General features: G+C 70.4%; 21 protein-coding genes. 5 read left to right on the top strand and 16 right to left on the bottom strand.

The genetic code is table 11. The annotated features are described in order from the left end of the window. Positions 1-6: 6 nt before the first annotated feature. From WMF22_RS09110 to WMF22_RS09090, 5 genes are all read right to left on the bottom strand, one after another. Positions 7-414, bottom strand: coding sequence for a response regulator (locus tag WMF22_RS09110; protein WP_437298706.1), 408 nt, complete (start codon positions 412-414; stop codon positions 7-9). A gap of 396 nt (positions 415-810) precedes the next feature. Next, the gene (locus WMF22_RS09105; protein WP_437298705.1) at positions 811-2,166 is read right to left on the bottom strand and encodes a sigma-54-dependent transcriptional regulator; all 1,356 of its coding nucleotides are present in this window, start codon (positions 2,164-2,166) and stop codon (positions 811-813) included. Positions 2,167-2,377: 211 nt separating this feature from the next. Further along, positions 2,378-2,848, bottom strand: coding sequence for a bacterioferritin (bfr, locus tag WMF22_RS09100; protein WP_437298704.1), 471 nt, complete (start codon positions 2,846-2,848; stop codon positions 2,378-2,380). Positions 2,849-3,050: 202 nt separating this feature from the next. Next, a complete protein-coding gene (locus WMF22_RS09095) occupies positions 3,051-3,263 on the bottom strand; it encodes a (2Fe-2S)-binding protein (protein WP_437298703.1) in 213 nt (70 codons plus the stop codon). Between the two features lie 344 nt (positions 3,264-3,607). Then, on the bottom strand, positions 3,608-4,372 hold the full coding sequence (locus tag WMF22_RS09090; protein WP_012234280.1) for an SDR family oxidoreductase: 765 nt from the start codon (positions 4,370-4,372) through the stop codon (positions 3,608-3,610). A gap of 233 nt (positions 4,373-4,605) precedes the next feature. Between WMF22_RS09090 and WMF22_RS09085 the strand changes: the two genes are divergently transcribed. Further along, a complete protein-coding gene (locus tag WMF22_RS09085; protein WP_438035497.1) occupies positions 4,606-5,025 on the top strand; it encodes a hypothetical protein in 420 nt (139 codons plus the stop codon). 36 nt (positions 5,026-5,061) lie between these two features. Here the strand turns inward: WMF22_RS09085 and WMF22_RS09080 are convergent, their stop codons facing one another. The 3 genes from WMF22_RS09080 to WMF22_RS09070 all read right to left on the bottom strand — a co-directional run bounded on the left by WMF22_RS09080 (position 5,062) and on the right by WMF22_RS09070 (position 6,565). Next, positions 5,062-5,730: a sigma-70 family RNA polymerase sigma factor gene (locus WMF22_RS09080; RefSeq protein ID WP_437298701.1), complete on the bottom strand. Its 669-nt coding sequence runs from the start codon at positions 5,728-5,730 to the stop codon at positions 5,062-5,064. Between the two features lie 2 nt (positions 5,731-5,732). Beyond that, positions 5,733-5,975 carry a hypothetical protein gene (locus WMF22_RS09075; protein WP_437298700.1) on the bottom strand — a complete coding sequence of 81 codons (243 nt, stop codon included), beginning with the start codon at positions 5,973-5,975 and terminating at the stop codon, positions 5,733-5,735. Between the two features lie 65 nt (positions 5,976-6,040). Further along, positions 6,041-6,565, bottom strand: a complete 525-nt coding sequence (locus WMF22_RS09070; protein ID WP_437298699.1) for a hypothetical protein — start codon at positions 6,563-6,565, stop codon at positions 6,041-6,043. A 211-nt stretch (positions 6,566-6,776) separates the two neighbouring features. On the opposite strand from WMF22_RS09070, the gene ftsH reads away from it, so the two are divergent. Beyond that, positions 6,777-8,600, top strand: coding sequence for an ATP-dependent zinc metalloprotease FtsH (gene ftsH, locus WMF22_RS09065; protein WP_437298698.1), 1,824 nt, complete (start codon positions 6,777-6,779; stop codon positions 8,598-8,600). A gap of 9 nt (positions 8,601-8,609) precedes the next feature. Here ftsH and lepB read toward each other — a convergent pair whose 3' ends face one another. Next, complete coding sequence (lepB, locus tag WMF22_RS09060) at positions 8,610-9,344, bottom strand: signal peptidase I (protein WP_438035496.1); 735 nt, start codon at positions 9,342-9,344, stop codon at positions 8,610-8,612. A gap of 149 nt (positions 9,345-9,493) precedes the next feature. Here lepB and WMF22_RS09055 point away from each other — a divergent pair, with 149 nt between their 5' ends. The 3 genes from WMF22_RS09055 to WMF22_RS09045 all read left to right on the top strand — a co-directional run bounded on the left by WMF22_RS09055 (position 9,494) and on the right by WMF22_RS09045 (position 13,622). Further along, positions 9,494-10,237 carry a shikimate dehydrogenase gene (locus tag WMF22_RS09055; protein WP_438035495.1) on the top strand — a complete coding sequence of 248 codons (744 nt, stop codon included), beginning with the start codon at positions 9,494-9,496 and terminating at the stop codon, positions 10,235-10,237. A gap of 74 nt (positions 10,238-10,311) precedes the next feature. After that, positions 10,312-11,355 carry an arginine N-succinyltransferase gene (locus tag WMF22_RS09050; protein WP_437298695.1) on the top strand — a complete coding sequence of 348 codons (1,044 nt, stop codon included), beginning with the start codon at positions 10,312-10,314 and terminating at the stop codon, positions 11,353-11,355. A gap of 194 nt (positions 11,356-11,549) precedes the next feature. Next, the gene (locus WMF22_RS09045; protein ID WP_438035494.1) at positions 11,550-13,622 is read left to right on the top strand and encodes an FAD-dependent oxidoreductase; all 2,073 of its coding nucleotides are present in this window, start codon (positions 11,550-11,552) and stop codon (positions 13,620-13,622) included. Here WMF22_RS09045 and WMF22_RS09040 read toward each other — a convergent pair. The 7 genes from WMF22_RS09040 to WMF22_RS09010 all read right to left on the bottom strand — a co-directional run bounded on the left by WMF22_RS09040 (position 13,611) and on the right by WMF22_RS09010 (position 22,718). Then, a complete protein-coding gene (locus WMF22_RS09040) occupies positions 13,611-14,345 on the bottom strand; it encodes an ABC transporter ATP-binding protein (protein ID WP_012234271.1) in 735 nt (244 codons plus the stop codon). The genes WMF22_RS09045 and WMF22_RS09040 overlap by 12 nt on opposite strands. Before the next feature lie 7 nt (positions 14,346-14,352). After that, positions 14,353-16,515, bottom strand: a complete 2,163-nt coding sequence (locus WMF22_RS09035) for an FtsX-like permease family protein (RefSeq protein ID WP_438035493.1) — start codon at positions 16,513-16,515, stop codon at positions 14,353-14,355. Continuing rightward, positions 16,512-18,230: a lysine--tRNA ligase gene (gene lysS, locus WMF22_RS09030; RefSeq protein ID WP_438035492.1), complete on the bottom strand. Its 1,719-nt coding sequence runs from the start codon at positions 18,228-18,230 to the stop codon at positions 16,512-16,514. The genes WMF22_RS09035 and lysS overlap by 4 nt, the downstream gene beginning before the upstream one ends. After that, positions 18,227-19,370, bottom strand: a protein-coding gene (prfB, locus tag WMF22_RS09025) for a peptide chain release factor 2 (RefSeq protein WP_157907532.1) whose coding sequence is annotated in 2 segments (ribosomal slippage) — positions 18,227-19,300 and positions 19,302-19,370 — 1,143 coding nt in all. Because the reading frame shifts where the segments join, the coding sequence is not laid out codon by codon here. The genes lysS and prfB overlap by 4 nt, the downstream gene beginning before the upstream one ends. Positions 19,371-19,645: 275 nt before the next feature. Further along, positions 19,646-20,119: a hypothetical protein gene (locus tag WMF22_RS09020; protein ID WP_437298691.1), complete on the bottom strand. Its 474-nt coding sequence runs from the start codon at positions 20,117-20,119 to the stop codon at positions 19,646-19,648. Between the two features lie 260 nt (positions 20,120-20,379). Continuing rightward, a complete protein-coding gene (locus tag WMF22_RS09015) occupies positions 20,380-20,907 on the bottom strand; it encodes a hypothetical protein (RefSeq protein ID WP_437298690.1) in 528 nt (175 codons plus the stop codon). A 98-nt stretch (positions 20,908-21,005) separates the two neighbouring features. Next, on the bottom strand, positions 21,006-22,718 hold the full coding sequence (locus WMF22_RS09010) for a DUF885 domain-containing protein (RefSeq protein ID WP_438035491.1): 1,713 nt from the start codon (positions 22,716-22,718) through the stop codon (positions 21,006-21,008). Between the last annotated feature and the right edge of the window lie 82 nt (positions 22,719-22,800).

Raw genomic sequence — 22,800 nt, 5'->3', positions numbered from 1 at the left:
GCGCTACTAGCACGACGCGGGCGTGAGCACGTTCGTCTTGGCGCGGAGGAAGCGACAGATCTCGCCCACCTGGTAAGGCTTGGGGACGAAGGCCACCGCGCCGCAGTCGGCGCGCTCGACCTGGCGCGCGGAGAGGTGATACGCGCTGGAGAGCACGACCCGCACCCTCGGAAACGCATGCCGGATGTGCCGCGCGAGATCGAGGCCGTTCAGGTCCGGCATCATCAGATCGATCATCGCCACATCGATCGGGGACGAGCCGAGGGTGAGCAGCGCATCCTGGAACGAGGCGGCGAACACGACCTCGAACCCCTCGACGCTTAGCCCTGCCGAAAGAGCGCGACGCTGGGAATTCTCACCGTCCACGATCAGCATGCGGGCCATTAAGCGTCCTCCTGCGGCGATCGCCGCCATCCAAATACGCCTACCTGTCTAGCAATCATCGGGCCAAGTTCCCGAATCGACGCATTGCGGTTGCCGACGCTAAAGTGAAACAGAAGAGCACAGTCTACATCAGGCGCCTCATTGCACTAAGGCAAATCCCGACGCTGCATCATTGCAAAGATGCAACCTCGCGTGGGCTAGCTCCCCTGATTTGCCGCTGAGTCAGGTGGTTTGCTTGGATCGGGCGGCCGCATTCATACGACCCGAACGGAGGAATGCAGGCTGAGCTCGATGGGCAGCAGGTCGCGGTGCCCAAGGAGCACGGCCTGTCGAGCACGGTCCGCCTGAGGCCGCTGTGTGCCGTGGGAACGGGCTGCTGAACCCGGCCGGTGGGCGATGGAAGGCGCTCGGCAGGCCGGCGCCGCTTCAGCCCGGGGGATACGTGATCGTCAGGCGGGTCATCTTGCGCCACAGCGTGGTCGCGCTGATCCCGAGCACCTCGGCGGCGCGCTCCCGGCTGCCGTCGCACTCCCGCAGCGCGGCCTCGATCGCCTGGCGCTCGGCGCAGTCGACGACGTCGGCGAGCAGCCTGCCGCCGGCCTCGGGCGCGCGCTTCGGCTGCACCGCGGCGGGCAGCACGTCGTCGACGCTGATGACGCCGCCGCCGGAGAGGGCCACCGCTTGCTCGACCATGTTCTCGAGCTCGCGGATGTTGCCGGGGAAGTCGTACTGCGTCAGCGCCTCGACGACGCCGTCCGCGGCGCGGGCGCGGCAGCTCATCTTGCGGTTGTACTTCTCCAGGAAGAACTCCCAGAGGATCGGGATGTCCTCGCGACGCGCGCGGAGCGGCGGGAGCACGAAGCGCGCGACGTTCAGCCGGTAGTAGAGATCCTGGCGGAACCGCTTCTCCGACACCGCGGTCAGGAGCTCCTGGTTCGTCGCGGCGATGATGCGCACGTCGACGTGGATGGGTTTGTTCTCGCCTACCCTGCGGATCTCGTTCTCCTGGATCGCGCGGAGCAGCTTCGCCTGGAAGGTGAGCGGGGTCTCGGCGATCTCGTCGAAGAAGAACGTGCCCCCGTCGGCCTCCTCGAACAGCCCTTTCCTCGCCGAGATCGCGCCCGTGAACGAGCCTCGCGCGTGGCCGAACAGCTCGCTCTCGAGGAGCGTCTCGCTGATGGCGGCGCAGTTGACCGGCACGAACGGGCGGTCGGCGCGCTTGCTGTTGGCGTGGATGGCCTTGGCGACGAGCTCCTTGCCGGTGCCGCTCTCGCCGGTGATGAGCACCGTCGCGTCGGTGGGCGCGACCTTGACGATCCGGCCGAGCACCTCGCGGACCGCCTGCGAGCGGCCGACGATGTTCTCGAACCGGTAGCGCTCCTTGAACTCGCTGGCGAGCAGCTGCACCTCGCCGGTGAGCTTCCGGTTCTGGATCGCGCGCTCGACCTTCACGAGGAGCTCCTGCTCCGAGAACGGCTTCTGGATGTAGTCGAACGCGCCGAGCCGCATCGCCTCCACTGCGCTCTCGATGGTGCCGTACGCGGTCATCACGATGACCTCCGTGTTCGCGTTCGACTCCTTCACCGCGCGCAGGACGCCGATCCCGTCGAAGCCGCCCATCCGGAGGTCGGTGAGCACGACGTCGTACGCCCCCTTGGCGCCCAGATCGGCGCCCTGGCTGCCGTCCGCGGCTTCATCGACCTCGTACCCGGCGCCACGCAGCATCATCGCGAGCGTGGTCCGCATGTTCCGCTGGTCATCGACGACAAGAATCTTCGACATGGATTTCCCCCGCCGCGCTCATCCTCCTCCGGGAAACGAGCGCGGCGCGACGATCACGACCGACGTGCCGCGCTGGCGCGTACGCGCGCGAGCACGGTCGTCCGCGGCGCCCTTGGACATGCGTCCAGAGCATCGTACGTCAAGCACGACCTCCGCCGCCAGAAGGTGCACGGGGGACGCCCCCTGCGCGAGGGACGGCCCTCACCCTACCCTACTCGCGGATCTGCTGGGCGAGGTAGGCGGTCTCGCCGAGCTTCTCGATCAGCCCGATTTGCGTCTCGAGCCAGTCGATGTGGTCCTCCTCGGACTCGAGGATCTTGGCCAGGAGATCCTCGGTGGTGCGATCCCCCTTGTCGCGGCAGAGGGCGATCGCCGAGTTGAGCCGCTTGACCGCGTGGTACTCGAGATCGAGGTCGCTCTTGAGCTGCTCCGGCACGCTCTGCCCGATGTGCAGGGTGTCCAGGCGCTGCAGGTTGGGCAACCCATCGAGGAAGAGGATGCGCTCGATGATCGCATCGGCGTGCTTCATCTCGTCGATCGACTCGGCGCGCCCGTGCGCAGCGAGCGTGACGAAGCCCCAGTGCGAACACATCTTCGCGTGCAGAAAATACTGGTTGATCGCAACGAGCTCTCCGGCAAGCACCTCGTTCAACGCATCAACGACGTCTTTTGCACCCTTCATCGGACCCCTCTCGCGCTCATGCCTGTCGTGCGGACCCCGCTCCTGCAGGGCGGGCGGGGGACGCTGGCTAGAACGCCAGCGCCCCGCACAAATGCGCGAGGTCCGTGGAGGTGCGCAAGAAGTTTCTAAGGAAATAGGTGCCACTGCCGTCGCTTCCGACGGAAACCAGGGCATTCAGGCTGTCGCCGGTCGAGCCGGAGAATCAGGCTGCGCTGGAGACCGGCGCCATCGTGAGGCGGCGCGGTGTCGAGGTGCCATCGCGCTCGCCGACAAGCTCGGCGATCGTTGACCGACAGGAGCCGCACCGCGTACCGGCGCCCGTGCACTCCATGACCTGCGAAACAGAGCAGGCGCCCTCGCTCATCGCTTCACGAATCTCTCGATCACAAACGCCCATGCAGAGGCAGACGTACATGCAGACCCCCGGCTACGTAACGGGTGGGATTGATATTGAACATAGCTTTCAATATCGAAGCGTCAAGGGGAATGTCGCCTGGGCGGATCGCCGAGCTGGATCGAGGTCGGAAATCCCCCTGGATCGAGCCAGCAGCGCTCGGTCAGCGAACGCGCCGAGCAGCGCTCGGTCGGCGAACGCGTCGAGCAGCGCTCGGTCGGTCGAGCGTCAGAGGAGCGTCGAAGGAGGAGGGATCGGGCAGGGATGCAGCCGGTCAGACCGGCGGAAGACGACGCCGCGCGAGCGCGGCCGGAGGCGAGGCGCGAACGCACCCCCACCGCGGAGCGGTCGGCCGCGCGGCGGCGTCACATCGTGAGGCCGCCGTCGACGTCGATGCAGCGACCGTTGAAGTACTCGCACTCGATCACGAAGCGCACGGCCTGCCAGATGTCCTCGGGCACGCCGATGCGGCCCACGGGGATCATGGCGACCAAGGCGTCGCGCGCCTTCTGGTGCATGCCCTGCGTCATGGGCGTCTCGATCATGCCGGGCGCAACGGCGCCGACGCGGATGCCGAACGGCGCGAACTCGAGCGCCCAGGTCTTCGTGTTCGCCGCGAGCGCGCTCTTCGCGGCGGTGTAGCTCGACTGGCCGCGGTTGCCGTGGCGCGCGATGGAGCTGATGTTGACGATGACGCCCTTCTGCTCGGTCTCGATCATCTTCGCGACGACCTCGCGGACCATGAGCGTGGCCCCCGTCAGGTTGACGTCGATGACGGCCTGCCACTGCGCCGCGCTCAGCTTGACGACCGCGCCCGTCTGGCGGTCCTTCTTGACGAGCAGGCCGTCCCGCAGGATGCCCGCGTTGTTCACGAGGCCGTTCAGGCCGCCCATCGCCTCGTGCGCGAAGCGGACGAACGCCTCCACCTCGGCCTCCACCGCCACGTTGACCGCCCGCGCGTGGACCTTGCCGGCGAGCCCCTTGCTCGCCTCGACGAGCGACGCGAGCCCCTCCTCGTTCATGTCGCCGGCGGCGACCTGGCCCCCGAGCTCCGCGAGCCGCAGCGCATAGTGGCGACCCAGCCCCTGGGCAGCACCTGTGACGACGAACTTCGTGTCCTCGAGTCGCATGATCGCACTCCTCCAGGGATCGCTCCCGATCACCGTGTCGAACGCGCCGTCTACCACGACACCGCCGCGAGGCGGCGGACGACGTCGCAGCGCGCCCCCAACGCCCGCGACCCCCGCCCGGCCTGCAGGCCCCGGCGCAATCCGTGCAACCCATGCAACCCGCGTAAAAGCGCAACCCGGGCAACAGCGCGGTCACCGCTTGCGCCGGGTGGCATCGATGTTATTCAGCGCCCATGAGGTCGATCGCGCTCGCCGCCGTGTGCGCCGGCATCCTGACGCTCGCGCCTGCATGTGACCGCACCCCCCCGGTGCCCGAGACCTCCGATCCGACGGGCAAGGATCTGGTGATCGGCGCCATGGTCGCAGCCGCCGAACAGAGCGGAGGGTTCCGCATCTACAAGATCGTCGAGGTGGAAGAGCTGCCCGCGCCGTTCGGGTCCGATCTGCACATGATCGCCTACGATCCGAAAGCGCAGAGCTTCCAGGAGGCCGCGGAGCTCCGCCGCAAGGGGAAGCTGACCGTCGCGAAGGACCACATGACGGTCCGGCTCGTGTATTTCCTGCCGCGCGACCACCGGGTGATCAGCAACGAGCCGGTCAGCGACGACGAGCGGGCCCCGTATCTCCGCTCGTTGCAGAGCCGGCAGCGCTGACCGGCGTCCGCTGGCGGGCGGCGAGGCGCCCGCGCCTCAGCGCGCTGCGCGGAGCAGCTCGCACAGCCGCTCGATCGCCTGGCTGTGCAGCCGGCTCGCCCAGCTCTTGCTGATCCCGAGATCCTGCGCGATCTGATCGAAGCGCTCGTCCTCGAAGTAGTGGCGCTCCACGAGGGTGCGCTCGCGCTCCGGGAGCTCGCGCACGGCGTGGCGCACGGCCTGCGCGAGCTCCGCGCGAGAGGCGCGCTCCTCCGGATCGTCCGCGGCGTCGGGGACGGCAGCGACGTCCCCGTGACTCGAGAGCAGGCCGAGCGCCATCGCGGCCGCGTGCCCGGCGAGCACACCGCCGAGCCGCGCGGCGTAGGCCTCCTGCGTGGCAGGCGCGTCGGCGTCGTCGTCCGCACCACGTCCCTCCGCGAAGCGCGCCGACGCAGCGAGCGCGCTGGCCCGCGCGGCCGCGGAACGCCAGCGCGTCTCCCTCCGGACGCCGTCGAAGATGGCCCACCGGAGCTTCCTCTTGGCGTAGGCCTCGAAGGTGGAGCGGCTCGGATCGTGCGTCCGCACGATCTCGAGCAGCGCCGGGTGCCCCAGTGCGACGAGGTCCTCCACCGGGATGCGGCGGCCCAGACGGCGCGCGATGCGCTTCGCGACCAGCTGAAGCAGGTCGAGCCCCTCGGCGAGGAGCCGGTCTTCCGGAGTGCGCACCGCTATCCCGCCTTGGCGCGCTCCGCTGCGCCGAGCACCCCGAACGCCCGCTCGCCGCTCTCGTCGACCTCGCGCGGATGCGCGCGCCGCAGGAGGCGGCTCGCCTCCTCGTCGTGCAGCAAGACCTCCACGAGCTGCTCGCGCATCCACGCGATCTCGTGCGCCGGCAGGCGCCCCACGTAAGGCGCCACGGCGGCGTCGACCTGAGCGGCGATCCAGGGGTCATCGAGGAGCGAAGCGTCCATGGGAGACGCCCATTATATCTCCGCCGAGCGCGCCGTCATCCGCCGCTCGCCGCGTCGCCGAAGCGTCATGTGGACGGCGGCGGCGCGTTGAGGCAGGCCTCGAACGCCTTGACGGTCCGCGCGTCGAACGCGCACTTGAGCGACCTCGGATCCACGCTCTTGCCGACGTTCTGCTCGCACGACTGCGCGTACTGCTCCCCCAGCGTGGCCGCGACGGCGTCGATCTTCTTCTCGGTCTCGCCCCGCTGCTCCGCCGTGAGCTTGGCGCTGAGCGCCGCGACCTGCTCCAAGCGCGTGAGCGCCGTGAGCCGCTTGCCCAGATCCACGCAGTCGCCATGCATGAGCGCGTAGTCGTCGGGCACCGAGTCGTCGCGGCGCGGCGGCGCCGGCGCCGCGGCGCCGGGCTCCGCGTCTGCCTCCCGCGCCTCGGCGCCCTGGGCGGCATCGCTCGCGGGCTCGGCCGCCGGCGCCCGCTCCTCCGGCTGCGCCGGCTCGGGCTGCTCGATCGGAGGCGGCGGGGCCCCTCCGCACCCGAGCAGCAACGTCGACAACGGACCCGTGACCATGATCAAGAAAAGAGCTCTCCCCATGGAGCGAGGGTTGATCGGCTCGCGCCGGGCGTCCATGCCGCGCCGGGCGCGCTCGGCGCTGCGCGGCGGATCGAGCGACGCCTCGGCCTGCCGCGCTTGCCGCGCTTGCCGCCAGGATGCACGGGCCGTCTTGGCAGGCTCCGTGCAGGGCGCACCGTGACGACAGGTCGGCCTCGCCGGCCATCTCGACTGTCCGTGCGGAGGCGGGAGCATGCGGTCGCTCTGGATTGTTCTCGTCCTGGTGCTCGGCTCGGCGTTGCTGCTTCAGGTGATGGCGGCGGCCGACGGCCGGATCCCCTACGCGCGCTTCCGCTCGCTCGCGGAGCGCGGAGAGCTCGCCGAGATCGAGATCCGGGACGACATGTACATCGGACGCGCGGTGCCCGGCCTGAGCGCGCGCGCGCCGCAGAGCTACCGCACGGGGCGCATCGAGCAGACCGAGAAGGATCTGCTCGCCGATCTCGACCGGCGAGGGATCCCGTACACGCGCGTCGCGGACGAGCTGGGCCTGCCGCCGTACCTCTGGCTGCTGCTGCCGCTCGCCGGTCTGGCGGTGATGGGCCACCTCGCGTCGCGCCGCGGGACGACGGCAGGGACCATCTCGGGCGCCGCGACCGCCTTCGGCAAGCACAAGGCGCGGCTCTACGAGGAGCGGGGCGCGATCGCGACGTTCCGCGATGTCGCCGGCAACGCCGAGGCGAAGACGGAGCTCGGCGAGATCGTCGACTTCCTCAAAGCGCCCGAGCGCTACGAGAAGCTCGGCGGGCGGATGCCCAGAGGGGTGCTCCTCGTGGGGCCGCCCGGCACGGGCAAGACGTTGCTCGCTCGGGCGATCGCGGGAGAGGCGAGCGTCCCCTTCTTCAGCGCTAGCGGGTCGGAGTTCGTGGAGATGTTCGTCGGCGTCGGCGCCGCGCGCGTGCGCGACCTCTTCTCGCAGGCGCGCGAGAAGGGGGCCTGCCTCGTGTTCATCGACGAGCTCGATGCGGTCGGCAAGGTGCGCGGCCTCGGCGGCTCCGTCGGCGGCCACGACGAGCGGGAGCAGACGCTCAACCAGCTCCTCACCGAGATGGATGGGTTCGACGCGCACACGGCCATGGTCGTGATCGCCGCGACGAACCGCGCCGAGATCCTCGATCCGGCGCTGCTCAGGCCAGGGCGGTTCGACCGCCGGGTGCACATCGATCGGCCCGACCTCGCCGAACGGAAGGAGATCCTCGCGGTGCACGCGAGGAAGGTGGCGCTCGAGCCTGGCGCGGATCTCGACGCCGTTGCCGCGCAGACCGCGGGGCTCGTCGGCGCCGACCTCGCGAACATCGTCAACGAGGCGGCGCTGCTCGCGGCGCGGCGCGGCGCGGAGGCGGTGGGACAGGGCGATCTGGAGGCGGCGATCGAGCGCGGGCTCGCGGGGCTCGAGCGCCGTGGCAGGCGGCTCGGAGCGCGCGAGAAGCTCGTCGTCGCCTACCACGAGGTGGGGCATGCGCTGACCGCCTCGCTGCTGCCGACGCAGGATCCGGTGCGCAAGGTGTCCATCGTGCCGCGGGGGCCGGGCGCGCTCGGGTACACGATCCAGCAGCCGCGCGAGGATCGTTACCTGTGGAGCCGGCAGGAGATCCTCGATCGGCTCGTCGTGCTGCTGGGCGGGCGCGTCGCCGAGGAGGAGGCCGTCGGAGACCTCTCGACCGGCGCGCAGGACGATCTGCTCAACGCGACCGAGCTCGCGCGTCGCATGGTCCGCGAGCTCGGGATGGGCCAGGGGCTCGGGCTCTCGGCGCTCGATCCGCGCCGGCCGCTGTCGTTCCTCGGCGAGGCGCAGGGCGCGATGCCGTCCGGCGCAGGGCCGCGGGAGTGCAGCGACGCGACCGCGCGCGCGATCGACGCGGAGGTCGCGCGGATCCTCGCGGACGCGGAGGCGCGGGCGCGCGCGTTGATCCAGGGGCACCGGCCGACGCTCGAGCGCGTCGCCGCCCGGCTCTACGAGGTCGAGACCCTGAGCGGCGATGAGCTCAGGGAGATGGTGGCAAGAGGGGAAGCCTAGAGCAGCCGCTCAGTCGACGCTCCGCAGCGCGCGGGACAGATCGAAGCCCGCGGCGTCATGGTGATAGACGACGCGGAGCACGCGGCCGCGCAGCAGCTCCCTCGGCACCGCCCCCATCGCCCGGCTGTCGAGCGAGGCGGCGCGGTTGTCGCCCATCACGAAGAGGTGGTCCGGCGGGACGACGACCGGACCGAATGCGTCGAAGTCGGGCTCGCCGGCCGCGTGTGTGACCTCGCCGAGGTGCTCCACCCGCGTGCCGTCCCCGAGCTGCTCGAGGGCTTGCGCCGCACCGTCGACGTACAGCACGCCATGCCGGAGCATCACCGTCTGGCCCGGGAGCGCGATCACCCGCTTGACGAGGAGGGTGGAGCCGCCGCGCGGATCCGCGAAGAGCACCACGTCGCCGGCGCTCGGCCCGCTGCGCTCGAAGAGGTAGTGATCCGTGAGCGGGACGCGGAGCCCGTAGGCGACCTTGTCGACGAGGATGCGATCGCCCGGGGCGATGGTCGGCCACATCGACCCGGTGGGCACGTGGTACTGGTCCGCGAGGGTCGAGCGACCCAGCGTGAGGATCGCGAGCGCCGCGAGGATCTTGAGGAGGCTCCGCCCGAACGGCGCGACCGTCTGGTAGGCGCGCCGCGCGAGCGCGCGATCGGATCGAAGCGTGAAAAGTCCGGCCTTGTCGGGCTGGAGGCACGCCGCCGCGGCCTCCACCGCCGGCCGGGGAACGCTGGGCTCGCTCATCTCTGGCGGGGCTAGCATCCGCGCTCGAGACAGGCCAGCTTCGCTGCATGCACGGCTGCACTTCATCGACTGCACCACTCTCCCGAGCTCTGGGCCGCCTCACACTCTGCGGATCAATGTCGCGTCATCCGGTAACGACAGGGGCCGCCATGCACCTCGCCGGCTACCGCGCGCTGGGACTCGATTTTACCTATATCCCTTTTGCGGTGACCGATGTTGAAGGCGCGACGCGCGGGATGCGCGCGCTCGGGATCCGCGGCCTCGGCGTGTCGATGCCCTACAAGCAGGCGGTAATTCCGTTGCTCGACGAGCTCGATCCGGTCGCCGAGCGGATCGGCGCGGTCAACACGATCGTGAACAACGACGGGCGCCTCAGGGGCTACAATACCGACTGGATCGGCGCGGTGCGGGCGCTCGAGGAGGCGACGCGGCTCGGGGGCGCGCGGGTGCTGCTCCTCGGCGCCGGCGGCGCGGCGCGCGCGGTCGCGTTCGGGCTCGCGGAGCGCGGCGCCAGCGTGACGGTGGCGAACCGCGATCTCGAGAAGGCGCGGCAGCTCGCGGCGGCGGTCGGCGGGGCGGCCGTGCCGCTCGACGCAGCGGCGCTCTCGCCCGACCACGGCGTCCTCGTGAACGCCACGTCGCTCGGCATGGCCGAGGTCGATGCACGAAGCCCTGTTCCGGAGGAGGTGTTGCGGGAAGATCTCCTGGTGATGGATATCGTGTACAAACCGATGATCACGGAGCTCGTGGCGGCGGCGCGCCGGCGCGGAGCGACCGCCGTTCACGGCGGGAGGATGCTCCTCCACCAGGCTGCAGAGCAGTTCCGGCTGTACACCGGGCGGGAGCCGCCGCTCGATGCCATGGACGAAGCGCTGCGCGCTCAGCTCGGCTGACGCGCGGAGCCGCGCCGCGCGCGCGGCCTCCGGAGCAATGGCCAAGGACGGGCGCCACGCGTAGGCTTCCGGCGATGGTCTCGTTCGAGATACGCGCAGCCGTGACCGGCGACGAGGAACAGCTCCTCTATGTCGCGCGCCACCTGAACTCGGTCAACCTGCCGAACAACCGTGACGCAATCCACGAGATCGTCGCCGAGAGCCACAAGAGCTTCAGCGGGGCGATCCAGGATCCCCGCCTCCGCCAATACGTCTTCGTCCTCGTCGACCTGACGAAGGGCGACAAGGGCATGATCGTCGGGACGTCGATGATCATCGCGCAGCTCGGCCGGCGCGGCGTCCCCTACATCTTCTTCGACGTGCTCGACGAGGAGAAGTACTCGGCCACGATCGACAAGCACTTCCATCATACCGTGCTGCGCATCGGCTACTCGTACAACGGCCCCACGGAGATCGGCGGGCTCGTGCTCATGCCGGAGTACCGGCAAGGGACCGAGCGGCTCGGCACGATGATCTCCTATGTTCGCTTCCTCTACATGGCCGCGCGATCCGCGCTGTTCCAGGACGAGATCCTCGCGGAGCTGATGCCCCCCCTCGAGCCGGACGGGACAAGCCACCTCTGGGAAGCGCTCGGGCGCAAGTTCACCGACATGAGCTATGCCGACGCGGATCTCCTCTCCAAGAAGAACAAGGAGTTCATCAAGGGGCTCTTCCCGGAGGGGACCATCTACGCCTCGCTGCTGCCCGAGGACGCGCAGCGCGTGATCGGGAAGGTCGGGGCGCAGACCCGGGGGGTGGAGAAGCTGCTCCGCCGCGTCGGCTTCCGCTATGCCCACAGGGTCGATCCGTTCGACGGAGGGCCGCACTTCACCGCCCGCATGGACGAGATCTCGCTCGTGCGCGATACGCGCCGGGCGAAGGCGGGCCGCCCGTTCACCCCGAGCCCGTCGGATCCGAAGGGCATCCTCGCGATCGAGCGCCCGGACGCCCCTTATTTTCGCGCGGTCGCCGCGAGCCTCCGCGATGAGGGAGAGCTCGGCATGGCGATCGCCGAGGACGCCTGGAAGCACCTCGAGCTCCAGCCTCGCTCGCCGATCTGGGTCCTGCCGATGCCGTGACAGGGCGCGTGTGCTCCACGTCCAGTGCGCAAGGCCAACGGATCAGCCCGCCTGTGCGCCACGTCCAGCACACGCGAGACCAGCGGATCAGCCCGCCTGCGCGCCATATCCACCAGCGGATCAGCCCGCCTTGCCTTGTAACGATTCTGTTGCTACAGAATTAACAGAAGTTTTCACGAGCGTTTCGGAGGACCATGACCCTTGGATTGGACCTCGATTTCGGGCGCTTGCCCGCGCTGGAGCGGGGGGAACGCCGGTCCGGGACACCGAAAAAGGATGCCGGCCCGGAGAGGGCCCCCGAGGCAAAGGGCGGCGCGGCGCCCAGGCTCTCCGGGCGGGAGATGCGTATCGCCGCCGCGCTCGCCGAGGCGGCGATGCCGCCCGGCCGCTTCCTCGACGGCGCGGGCGCCGCGACCGCCGGCCGGCTCGCGGCCTGGCTCGGCTCGATCCCGCCGCACCTGGCGCAAGGGGTGCGCGCGGCGCTGTGGGCGATAGAGCTCGCTCCCCTTCCGTTCCGGCTCAGGCCGCTGTCGGCGCTGCCGCTCGAGGATCGGATGGAGGTGCTCCGCGGCTTCGAGCAGAGCCGGGCGCGGACGCTGCGCTCGCTGCTCCGCGCCGCGCTCACGCCGCTCAGGTTCGTCCACTACGACCGGCCCGAGATGTTCAAGCACGTCGGCTGCCGTTACGAGCTGCCCACGGTGCGCGACGAGGCGCCGCGCTGGCTCGCGCAGGTGACGGACGGGCGCGAGGTCGAGGAGGACCTGGAGCTCGAGTGCGAGGTCCTCGTGATCGGCACCGGCGCCGGCGGAGCGGCCGCGGCCTACGAGCTCGCGTCGCGCGGACACGCGGTGCTCATGCTCGAGGAGGGCGACTTCCACCGCCGCTCGAGCTTCACCGGACGGCCCGCGCGCGCCTACCGGGAGATGTACCGCGACCACGGGCTCGACATGACGCTCGGCAACGTGAACATCCCGGTGTTCGCGGGGCGCGCCGTCGGAGGGAGCACCGTGATCAACTCCGGGACTTGCTACCGGGCTCCGGAGAGCACCTTCGCGTCGTGGCGAGACGGCATGGGGCTGCCTGCGGAGTTCTCGTCCGGCGGGCTCGCTCCTTATTACGAGCGCGTCGAGCGCATGCTCCAGGTCGCCCCTGCCGACCCGCTGCACCTCGGGGCGATCGGGCCGATCGTCCGGCGCGGGGCGGAGCGGCTCGGGCTGCGGCACGGGCCGCTCCAGCGCAACGCGCCGGACTGCGATGGGCAGGGGATCTGCTGCTTCGGCTGCCCCACGGGAGCCAAGCGCTCGACCGACGTGAGCTATGTGCCCGAGGCGCTGAAGCGGGGCGCGCAGCTCATCACGGCGGCGCGGGTCAGGACGATCGACATCGTGGCGGGCCGCGCGCGGGGGGCGACTGCAGTGCTCGGCGGCGACACGAGGGCTGGCGGCCGCGCGGCGAGCGGCGCTGGGCGGGGGCCGCGGCTCGTGGTCAGGGCGGAGGCCGTCGTCGTGGCCGGCGGCGCGCTGATGACGCCGCTGCTCCTGCGCCGGAGCGGAGCGTGCCTGTCGAGCGGCGCGCTGGGAAAGAACCTCTCGATCCACCCGGCGTCGAAGGTGATGGCGCTCTTCGATGAGCGGATCGATCAGTGGCAAGGCATCCCGCAGGGCTACCAGATCGACCACTTCGCCGATGAAGGGCTGATGTTCGAGGGAGGCTCGCTCCCGTTCGACGTCGCCGCGCTGGCCGTGCCCTGGACGGGACACCGCTACACGGAGCTGATGGAGCGGTATCCGCACCTCGCGACGTTCGGGTTCATGATCAAGGACACGAGCCGCGGCGAGGTGAGGCCCGGGATCGGCGGCACGCCGCTCGTGCTCTACACGATGAACCGGGAGGACCTCGCGAAGATGAAGCGCGGGGTCGAGCTGCTCTGCGAGGTGTTCCTGACCGCGGGGGCGCGGCGCGTCCTGCCGCTCGTCGCCGGCTGCGACGAGGTGAACGGCCCCGCGGACCTGGAGCGGCTCAAGGCGCGGCAGATCCAGGCCGGGGACCTCGACGTGGCCGCGTTCCACCCGCTCGGGACGTGCCGTATCGGGGTCGATCCGCGGTCATCGTGCCTCGGGCCGGACCACCAGGCGCACGACGTCGCGGGGCTCTACGTGTGTGACGGAAGCGCGATCCCCTCGTCGCTCGGCGTGAACCCGCAGATGACCATCATGGCCATGTCGCTGCGCGCGGCCGAGCTGCTGAGCGAGCGGCTATCCGGCTGAGCCGTCGCGGTACCCGAGGGCCGCGGCGCGCTCGCTGCCGATGCGATCGCTCTCGATCGTCCCGTCGCGCATGGTCACCACGCGCGGCATCGACTCGGCGAAGCTGAGGTTGTGCGTGACCACCACGACCGTGGTGCCGTGCTTTCGGTTCATCTCGAAGAACAGCTGGTGGATCGAGTCGCTCGTCGCGGTGTCGAGGTTCCCGGTCGGCTCGTCGGCGAGCAGGAGCTTGGGCGACAGGACGAGCGCCCGCGCCAGGGCCACGCGCTGCTGCTCGCCGCCCGACAGCTCCCCCGGCCGGTGCGTCGCGCGCGCCGCGAGGCCGACCTCGGCGAGCAGCGAGCGCGCGAGCGGCTCCATCTCGCGGCGGGTCTTCCCCTGGATGAGGCCCGGCATCATCACGTTCTCGACCGCGTTGAACTCGGGGAGCAGGTGGTGGAACTGGAAGACGAAGCCGATCGTCCGGTTCCGGATCGCCGCGAGCCGCGAGCCCGGGAGGCCGGTGAGCTCGTCGTTGCCGAGGCGGATACGGCCGCTCGTCGGGAGGTCCAGCGTGCCGATGCAGTGGAGGAACGTGCTCTTGCCGGCGCCCGAGGGGCCCACGAACGCCACGACCTCGCCCTGGTTGATGACGATGTCGATGCCGCAGAGCACGTGGAGCTCGCGGCCCATGTGAACGAACGTCTTGCGGAGGTCTTCGACGACGACGAGCGGAGTGGACATGGAGTGATTACTCGTAGCGGAGCCCGTCGACCGGAGAGAGCCTCGAGGCGGCGCGGGCCGGGTAGATGGTGGCGATGGTGCAGATGAGCATCGACGCGACCGCGACCATCGCGTAGTCGGAGAGGTTCACGTTCACGGGCAACCGGTCGATGTAATAGACGTCCGGATCGAGCCGGACACCGAACCAGTACAGGCCCGTGCAGACCGCGAGCGCGGTGCCGACACCGTAGATCGTGCCGATGGCGCCGATGATCACGCCCTCGAGCATGAACACGCGCATCACCATGTTGTCCGAGGCGCCCAGCGCCTTCAGGACGGCGATCTCCTTGCCCTTCTCGGTCACCATGAGCAGCAGCGTGCAGACGATGCAGAAGCTCGCGACCGCGATGGCGATGGACAGGATGATGAACGTCGCGATCTTCTCCAGCTTGAGCGCGCTGAAGAGGTTCTTGTTCATCTCCATCCAGTCGCGGACGCGGAGCTGCGGCGGCGGCTTGCCTCCCTCCGGCGCCTCGTCCAGCGCGGCGCTCGCGGCGACGGCCGCCTCCACGGCCGGGCGGACCTCCTGCACCCGCTCGGGATCCGGGACCCGGATGTCGATGTGGGTGATCTTGTCGTCGAGGCTGAAGAACTTCTGCGCCTCTTCCATCAAGACGTACGCGTGCGTGACGTCGTACTCGTACATGCCGCTATAGAAGATCGCCGCGACGCGGAACTTGCGGGAGCGGGGCATCACGCCGGTGGGGCCGAGCTCGCCCATCGGCGACAGGAGGGTCACCTCGTCCCCGACGAGCACGTGGAGCGATTTCGCGAGCTCGCGGCCGATGATGACGCCCGGGTACACGCGCGTCTGCTGCTTCAGGTAGTCGCGCACCGACGGGTCGACGTCCGTTGGCTGGCGGAAGTCCGGCCCCTTGAAGTACGGCTCCCCGCCCGGGCCTCGACCGATGATCTCCTCGGGAGGCAGGCTCGTCAGCTTCTCGGGATCGCGCAGGTAGTCGAAGCTGCCGACCTCGATGTTCTTGGCGAGGTCGATGACCTGCCCGATGGTGTCCGGATCGATGCCGCGGACGAGCGCGCCCGCGGTGTTCGAGGCGCTGGAGCCCATCGCCTCGCCGGCCGCGACCGGGGTCGCGGCGCCCCCGTAGGGCGCGAGCGCGACGCGCACCTGGGTGAGCTTGTCGTCCCAGTTGCCGAAGCCGCCAGGGCGGGAGGCGTCGACGACCATGTGCGCGTTGTTGCCGAGGATCTTGCGCTTCAGGTCGGCGCCGAAGCCGCCCATGATGCTCGTCACCGAGCACAGGGCGCACGAGCTGACGGCGACGCCGGCCATCGACAGGACCGAGATGACCGTGAGAAAGCCGCTCTTCGAGGCGCGCACGTGGCGCGCGGCCACGTGGGGCACGAAGCTCCGGCGCTCGAGCGCGTCGAGGGCGAGCGGCAGGAGCGCCGACAGCACGAAGAACAGGAAGACGACGCTCGAGACGAGCGCGGTGAAGCGGATGATCTGATCCGTCGAGTTGAACGACGCGCCCTTCCCGACGGGCATCCTGGCCGTGAGCGTCGCGGTGACGCCGAACGCCACGCCCACGAGCGCGCCCCACCACCAGCCGAGCGCGCGATAGAGCCCCTTGCGGACGGGGCGGCTCCCGGCGACCAGGTAGCCCGCGCCCGCGCCGAACAGGGTGCCTCCAAGGATCCACCTGAAGGTCGGCTGGATGGGCAGGACCGCGACCCAGAGGACGACGATCGCGAGCGCGGCGAGCAGGGACATCGCGCCGAGCACGCGGAGCCCCACGCGGGCCTTGAACCCCCACCTGCCGGAGAGCCACCGGGCGTTGTCCGCGGTCATCCTGGCCCGGAACAGCCGAAGGGCACCCCCCACGATCAGCGCAACGACGAGCTGGGCGATCTGCTGGGTATTGCCCGCGAAGAAGGCGCCGATGGGCGCGAGGCCCTTCGCGCGCCCGCTGGACCCGATGAGCGTGAGCGCGAGCAGGCTGGCGCCCGTGAGGGCGACCACGACCCCGACGCGCACGACGCCGGGGCGCCGCGGCTCCAGCTCGCCCTTCTTGTCGAAGCGGGTGTAGCCCCGCCAGGCGAGCAGGACGATGCCCAGAGCGACGGCGGCGAGGAGCGCGGCCTGCAACGACCTGGAGAGCTCGATCACGCGTCGGTCTCGGGACGGAGGAGCGGGAACAGGATGACGTCGCGGATGGAGGTCGCGCCGGTGAGGAGCATCGTCAGGCGATCGACCCCCATGCCGAAGCCCGCCGTCGGCGGGAGGCCGTGCTCCAGGGCGCGGACGTAGTCGGCGTCGTAATCCATCGTCTCCTCCTCGCCCCGCGACTTCTTCTCGACCTGCGCGCGGAATCGCGCGTCCTGGTCCTCGGGGTCGTTGAGCTCGCTGAAGGCGTTGCAGAGCTCGCGGCCGTCGATGAAGAGCTCGAAGCGGTCGACCAGCGAAGGATCGCTGTCCTTCTTGCGCGCGAGCGGGGAGACCTCGAAGGGATAGTCGATGATGAAGACAGGGACGCTCTTGTCGCCCGCCTCCGTGCGGTAGTCCCTCGTGAGGAACGGCTCGACCACGTACTCGTAGGCGCAGAAGACGAGCTCACCCGGCGACTCGCACTTCTTCGCGCCCGCGCGGAAGTTCGTCCAGTCGATCTCGCGCCCGCTCGCCTTCGCCGCCTTCGCCCACTCCTTGATCGGGGCGTCGTCCGCGGCGACGCGCTGCGGGACGTCGGCCGGCAGGCCCGACTTCGCCAGGGCGCGGGCGATCCCCTCGGCCATGGGGACGCGCTCGAAGCGCTCGAGCGAGTACGTGCGCTGCGCGGCCCAGGCCGCGTGCTCGGCCGGGAGCCGCTCGGCGAGGCGGGCGTCGACATGGCGGAGCATCGCCTCGGTGGCGTCCATCAGCGTCTCGTACGTCGCGTACGCCTGGTAGTACTCGAGCATCGTGAACTCGGGGTTGTGCCGCGTCGACAGCCCCTCGTTCCGGTAGCAGCGCGCGATCTCGTAGACGCGCTCGAAGCCGCCGACCACGAGCCGCTTCAGGAAGAGCTCCGGCGCGATGCGCATGAAGAGCTCGAGGTCGAGCGCGTTGTGGTGGGTCTTGAACGGCTTCGCGGCCGCGCCGCCGACGAGCGTGTGCATCGTCGGGGTCTCGACCTCGAGGAAGCCGCGCGCGTCGAGGAACTCGCGCAGCGCGGCGACGATCGCGGAGCGGGCGCGGAAGACCCCCGCGACGTGCGGGTTGGCCACGAGATCGACGTACCGCATGCGGTAACGCGACTCGACGTCCTTGAAGCTCGTCTTGGTCGGCAGCGGGCGGTAGGCCTTCGTGAGCAGCCGGAGGCGCCCTGCGCGGATCGAGAGCTCGCCCTTCTGCGTCGCCATCGCGACGCCGTGGGCCTCGACGAAGTCGCCGAGATCGATGTCCTCCAGCCGCTCGAAATCGGCGAGGCTCCCCTGCTCGCAGTAGAGCTGGAGCTCGCCGGTGCGGTCGCGCAGCCGGACGAAGGTGACGCCGCCGAACGAGCGCACGAAGAGGACCCGGCCCGCGACGCGGAACGGGACCGGCTCGACGCGCGCCGGATCGTAGCGATCCGCCGCGGAGGCGGATCGCTCGGGCGCCGCGCCCTCGGGCCTCGGCTCGGCCGCGGCCCGCGCCCCGTCGAAGCGGGCGCGGACGGCCGCGAGCTCGACGAGCGGCTCGCCCTCCGTGACGTCGTTGGCGAACGGGTTGTCGCCGCGCGCGCGGAGGCGCGCCGCCTTCGCCTTTCGCGTGGCGATCAGCGTCTCCTCGGCGCGCGCGGCCTCGGCGGCCTCCTTCACGAGCCGCTCGGTCTTCTTGTCGTTCGGTCTGTCTTTTTGCTGGCTCACGGAGCGTCGTCCTCCGCGACCGAGCCGCCCTTCCTGAGCGAACCGCCGGCCGCGGCGAGCAAGTAGGCCTCGATGAAGCCCTCGAGATCGCCGTCGAGGACGGCGTCCACGTCGGTGGCCTCGGTGGAGGTGCGCACGTCCTTGACGAGCCGGTAGGGCGCGAGGACGTAGTTCCTGATCTGGCTGCCGAAGTTGATGGAGCTCTTCGCGGCGTTGTAGGCCTGGACCTCGGCCTCCCGCTTCTGGAGCTCCATCTCGTACAGCTTCGCCTTGAGGACCTTCATCGCCATCGCGCGGTTCTGGTGCTGGCTGCGCTCGGCGCGGCACACGATGTTGAGTCCGGTCGGGATGTGCCGCAGGCGAACGGCGGTCTCGACCTTGTTCACGTTCTGCCCGCCCTTGCCGCCGGCGCGCATCGTCGTGATCTCGATGTCCTTCTCGTTGACCTGGATGTTGATCTCGTCGTCGCTGTCCGGGGTGACCTCGACGGCGGCGAACGCGGTCTGGCGGGTGTGATCGGCGTTGAACGGGCTCATCCGGACGAGGCGGTGGACCCCGGCCTCGGAGCGCAGATAGCCGTACGCCGCGTCGCCGCTCACCGTGAGGGTGACAGCGTCGATGCCGGCCTCGTCGCCGTCCTGGTAGTCGATGATCTCCGTCTTGTACCCGCGGCGCTCGCAGAAGCGCAGGTACATGCGGAGGAGCATGGACGCCCAGTCCTTCGCGTCGGTGCCGCCGGCGCCCGGGTGGATGCTGACGATGGCGTTGCCGCGGTCGGCGGGGCCGGACAGCATCCGATCGAGCTCGACCTTGCGCAGGCGCCCGGCGATGGCGTCGGCCTGCGCGTCGGCGTCGGCGATGACGCCCTCGTCGCCCTCGGCAGCGCCGAGCTCGAGGTACTCCGCGAGATCCTCGATCTCGCGGCCGAGCCGCTGCGCCACCTCGAGCTTTGACTCGACCTGGGCGCGCTTGCGGAGGACGGCTTGGGCCTTTTCCTGATCGTTCCAGAACCCCGACGACAGCGTCGTCTGGGTCAGATCCTGGAGCATCCGTTCGAGCTTGGGGACGTCAAAGATGCCCCCTTAGCGCCTCAAAGCGCCGTTTGATGTCGAGGACTTTCTCGCGGGTCTCGGAGAGCATGGCCGGGGATCTATTCGATCTGGGCGGCGATCGCCAGGAGAGACGCCAGGCGAGACCGCCGCGCGCGGGCGGGCCGAGGCGGCTCCACGCCGGCCCCACGTCGGCTCCACGTCCGGCGCGCCGGCGACGCGCTCTCCGACGCGGCGCGCGGCCGGAGAGAGGGTGCGGCGGATGACCCGGCGCCGCGGATTCCTTGGCCGTGGACCGCGTCACGACCGCCGGGCGCCCCGAGGCCGCGCGAGCTCCGAGCTTCCCGTCCAGCAGGACAAGGCGCCTCAACCAGGAGTCGGCGCAGGGACGGACTCCCGGACGGCGCGGCGGATCCTGGACCACAACCGCTGAGCGCTCCGCGCTCGCCTTGGGTGCCGCAGGGCATCCCGGATGGCCCGGAGGGAGACCGCGGGAGGCGGCGCCTTGCTGCTCAGCGCGGCGTCGAGGTAGCGGCCCAGGTACTCCGTCAAGGCGACGGCGGTGACCGCATTGGAGAAGAGACCGGCGACCGGGACGAGGCCGAGCGTGAAATTGGCGAAGAGCCTGACGCCCGCTCCACCCCAGATGATCTTGCTCACCTGAAGCCACGGAGCCCTGCGGAGCGGCACGCCCCGGCGCCGGGTCAGCGACACGGAGAAGGAGTAATGAATGGGAACCACGATCAGCTCATCTGCGCCGGGAATGGGCTGAGTGACGAAGCTGATCACTGCAGCGATGGCAGAATACTTGTTGGTCAGCCGGCGGATCGTCGGTTCCATGGGTCGTATATACGGCCTGGAGCCTGCCGCCGGGAGGCCGAGACAAGCATGTTGACGAGGGCGCGGCGCGCGCAGCCGAGGGCGGATCACGCTCGGCCTGGACGAAGCATGGGAGTCTCCGCGCTCGTCGGTGTCCTGAGGGCCCTGGAGATCTTTGCAGGACAGGGAGAGGGAGATCTCCAAAGCGCGCTGGGGCGCCCCGCGGATTGGACCCCGACATGGGAAAGACCATTTCCCGCGGCCCTCGCGGGGCGCCGGCGCTACGGATCGAGCCCTTCCCTGCACGCGACCCGGAGCTCGCCGAGCGCGGCGACGAGCGCGCCGCGCTCGCCCTGCCACGCCGGCGACGGGTCCTCGGCGTCACGCCGGCGGATGTGCTCGCGGGCCTCATCCCAGAGCGGACGCGGCGGCGCGAGCGGCGGCACCCGCGCGCGCACCGCGTCCGTCAGGCGCAGCACGCGCTCGACGCGGGACAGCGCCTCGCCGAGCGGCACCTCGCCCGCCTTGCAGCGCCGGAGCAGGCCGCACTCGTAGCTGCTGCACACGGAGAAGCGCATCTCGTAGACGGTGCACTTCCGGTCGAGGTGGCAGGGGCACGGCAGGCTGAAGGCGTCGTGGTACCGGTTGCAAGCGAGCGGCAGGCGCAGCTTCTCGGCCCGCGGGAGCTCGTGCTCCTCGAGCGGCGCGACGTCGAAGAGCAGCCCCGTGCAGCAGAGGCCACACGCGGTGCAAAGGTCCGAGCCGTCCGGCCGCGCCTCGGGGGCTTCGTTCGCTGGGGGAGCGCTCACCCGCGTCGATTGGCACGCGCGTGGCCGCGCGTCGAGGCGCGAAGCGGACGGGCGTGTCCGACGAGCGCGTGTCCGACGAGCGCGTGTCTGACGCGCGCTCAGAGCGCGGCGTCGTCGAGCACGATCTCGCGCAGGTGGTCGAGCCCGACGGACCCGGAGCCGATCACCCTGGCGTGAAACGCCTTCAGATCGAAGGCCTCGCCGTGGCGGCGCCGCAGCGTGTCGCGCAGCTCCAGGACGACGCGCTCGCCGACCTTGTAGGAGATCGCCTGCCCCGGCCAGCCCAGATAGCGCGTCGCCTCGCTGTGCGCGTGATCCAGCGTGAGGAAGGCCCGGCGGTGGAGGTACTCGACGGCGATCTCGTAGCGCCAGGGCTCGCCGGCGTGGAGCGGCGCGTCCCGGGGGATCGGCAGCTCCAGGTGCATGCCGATGTCGAGGACGACGCGGTAGGCGCGCGTCAGCTTGCCCGCGAGCATCCCGAGCACGTAATCGGGGCGCTCGAAATGACCGAGCTCGTACATGAGCTGCTCGGCGTAGAGGGCCCACCCCTCGGCGTGGCCGGAGTTCGTCACCAGGAAGCGGTGGAGTCGGCTCAGCCGGTCATCGAGGTGCACCTGGAGCGCGCACTGCAGGTGATGGCCGGGAAAACCCTCGTGGTACGCCGTGGTGATCTCCTCGTAGAGCGGGAACGCCTGCTTCGTGCCGGGCGCATACCAGACGGTGCCGGGCCGCTTGAAGCCGTCGCTCGGGGGCACGTAGTAGGCGCCGAGCGCGCCGCCCGGCGGAGCGAGCTTCACCTCGATGTGACGGATGGGCGCCGGGATGTCGAAATGGACGCCGTCGAGATCGGCGAGCGCCTTTCGCTGGCGCTCGGACATCATGCGGAGGAACTCGTCGGCGCCCTGCGCGCACCGGGCGGGGTCGGTCATGAGCAGATCGATCACCTCGGGCAACGACGCGCCGGGGAGGATCTCGCCGGCGAGGCGCGCCATCTGGGCCTCGATGGCGTGCACCTCGGACCACCCCCAGGCGTAGGTCTCGATCGGGTCGATGCTCGCGCCGAGGAAGCGGCGCGCGAGGCGCAGGTAGCGCTCCTCTCCCACGGCGTCCGCGGCGCGCGCGCTCGGCAGGTACGTCTGCTCCAGGTAGCCGGCGAGCGCGCCGAACGCGGCGCGCGCCCGCTCGACGCCGTCGACGACGCGTGCGCGGCCGGCGCCCGCGCCGCAGCCCGACGCCTCGTGAGCGGCCGGCAGCGTGAGGAAGAACGACGCGTCGCCCGCCTGGTAGCGCGCCTGCTCGATCACGGCGAACACCTGGCGACGCGCGACGACCTGGCCCGTCCGGCGGCCCTCCTCGAGCGACGCGCGGTAGCTGTCGCACGCGCGGGGCAGGCCCTCCAGGCGCGACGCGATGGCCTCCCAGCCGGCGGCGCTGTGGACATCCATGAGGTCGAAGACCATCCGGAGGTGCTGGAACGCCGACTCGATGTTGTTGAGATCGCGCAGGTGCTCGCCGTGACGGAAATCGTCGAGCCGCTCATCCAGGTGTTCCGCCATGACACGGCGTGCGAGGCGACCCCACCGCGCCTCCCCGCCGGGGCGCGGCGGCGGCAGCGAGCGGAGCCGCTCCTGGAAGGACGCGACCGTGGAGGCCCAGGACGCGGCGCCGCTCGGGCTCCAGTCGTTCCAGGCGCCTTCGTCGCAGGGGATGCCCGCGAGGGTGGCATGGGCAGGACAGCGGGCAGCGAAGGCTTCGACGAACTCGTCGCTGAGGGCGAAGATGGGATCACGCGCGTCGTGGTCTTGGCTCACCGCGACAGCATATGCGGCCACGACCGGATTTTCTCCGGGCGCGCGAGACGATCCGTCGGGTCTTCGTTACGCTTGCTGGAGG

Source organism: Sorangium sp. So ce204, from assembly GCF_051526795.1.
In the GTDB taxonomy this organism is placed as follows: Bacteria; Myxococcota_A; Polyangia; order Polyangiales; family Polyangiaceae; genus Sorangium; species Sorangium cellulosum_B.
This window is presented reverse-complemented; position numbering and strand designations above follow the sequence as displayed.

Coding starts and splice junctions, on each gene's coding strand:
- WMF22_RS09110 (WP_437298706.1), bottom strand. CDS start 414: ATGGCGGCGATCGCCGCAGGAGGACGCTTAATGGCCCGCATGCTGATC.
- WMF22_RS09105 (WP_437298705.1), bottom strand. CDS start 2,166: ATGTCGAAGATTCTTGTCGTCGATGACCAGCGGAACATGCGGACCACG.
- bfr (WP_437298704.1), bottom strand. CDS start 2,848: ATGAAGGGTGCAAAAGACGTCGTTGATGCGTTGAACGAGGTGCTTGCC.
- WMF22_RS09095 (WP_437298703.1), bottom strand. CDS start 3,263: ATGTACGTCTGCCTCTGCATGGGCGTTTGTGATCGAGAGATTCGTGAA.
- WMF22_RS09090 (WP_012234280.1), bottom strand. CDS start 4,372: ATGCGACTCGAGGACACGAAGTTCGTCGTCACAGGTGCTGCCCAGGGG.
- WMF22_RS09085 (WP_438035497.1), top strand. CDS start 4,606: ATGAGGTCGATCGCGCTCGCCGCCGTGTGCGCCGGCATCCTGACGCTC.
- WMF22_RS09075 (WP_437298700.1), bottom strand. CDS start 5,975: ATGGACGCTTCGCTCCTCGATGACCCCTGGATCGCCGCTCAGGTCGAC.
- WMF22_RS09070 (WP_437298699.1), bottom strand. CDS start 6,565: ATGGGGAGAGCTCTTTTCTTGATCATGGTCACGGGTCCGTTGTCGACG.
- ftsH (WP_437298698.1), top strand. CDS start 6,777: ATGCGGTCGCTCTGGATTGTTCTCGTCCTGGTGCTCGGCTCGGCGTTG.
- lepB (WP_438035496.1), bottom strand. CDS start 9,344: ATGAGCGAGCCCAGCGTTCCCCGGCCGGCGGTGGAGGCCGCGGCGGCG.
- WMF22_RS09055 (WP_438035495.1), top strand. CDS start 9,494: ATGCACCTCGCCGGCTACCGCGCGCTGGGACTCGATTTTACCTATATC.
- WMF22_RS09050 (WP_437298695.1), top strand. CDS start 10,312: ATGGTCTCGTTCGAGATACGCGCAGCCGTGACCGGCGACGAGGAACAG.
- WMF22_RS09045 (WP_438035494.1), top strand. CDS start 11,550: ATGACCCTTGGATTGGACCTCGATTTCGGGCGCTTGCCCGCGCTGGAG.
- WMF22_RS09040 (WP_012234271.1), bottom strand. CDS start 14,345: ATGTCCACTCCGCTCGTCGTCGTCGAAGACCTCCGCAAGACGTTCGTT.
- WMF22_RS09020 (WP_437298691.1), bottom strand. CDS start 20,119: ATGGAACCGACGATCCGCCGGCTGACCAACAAGTATTCTGCCATCGCT.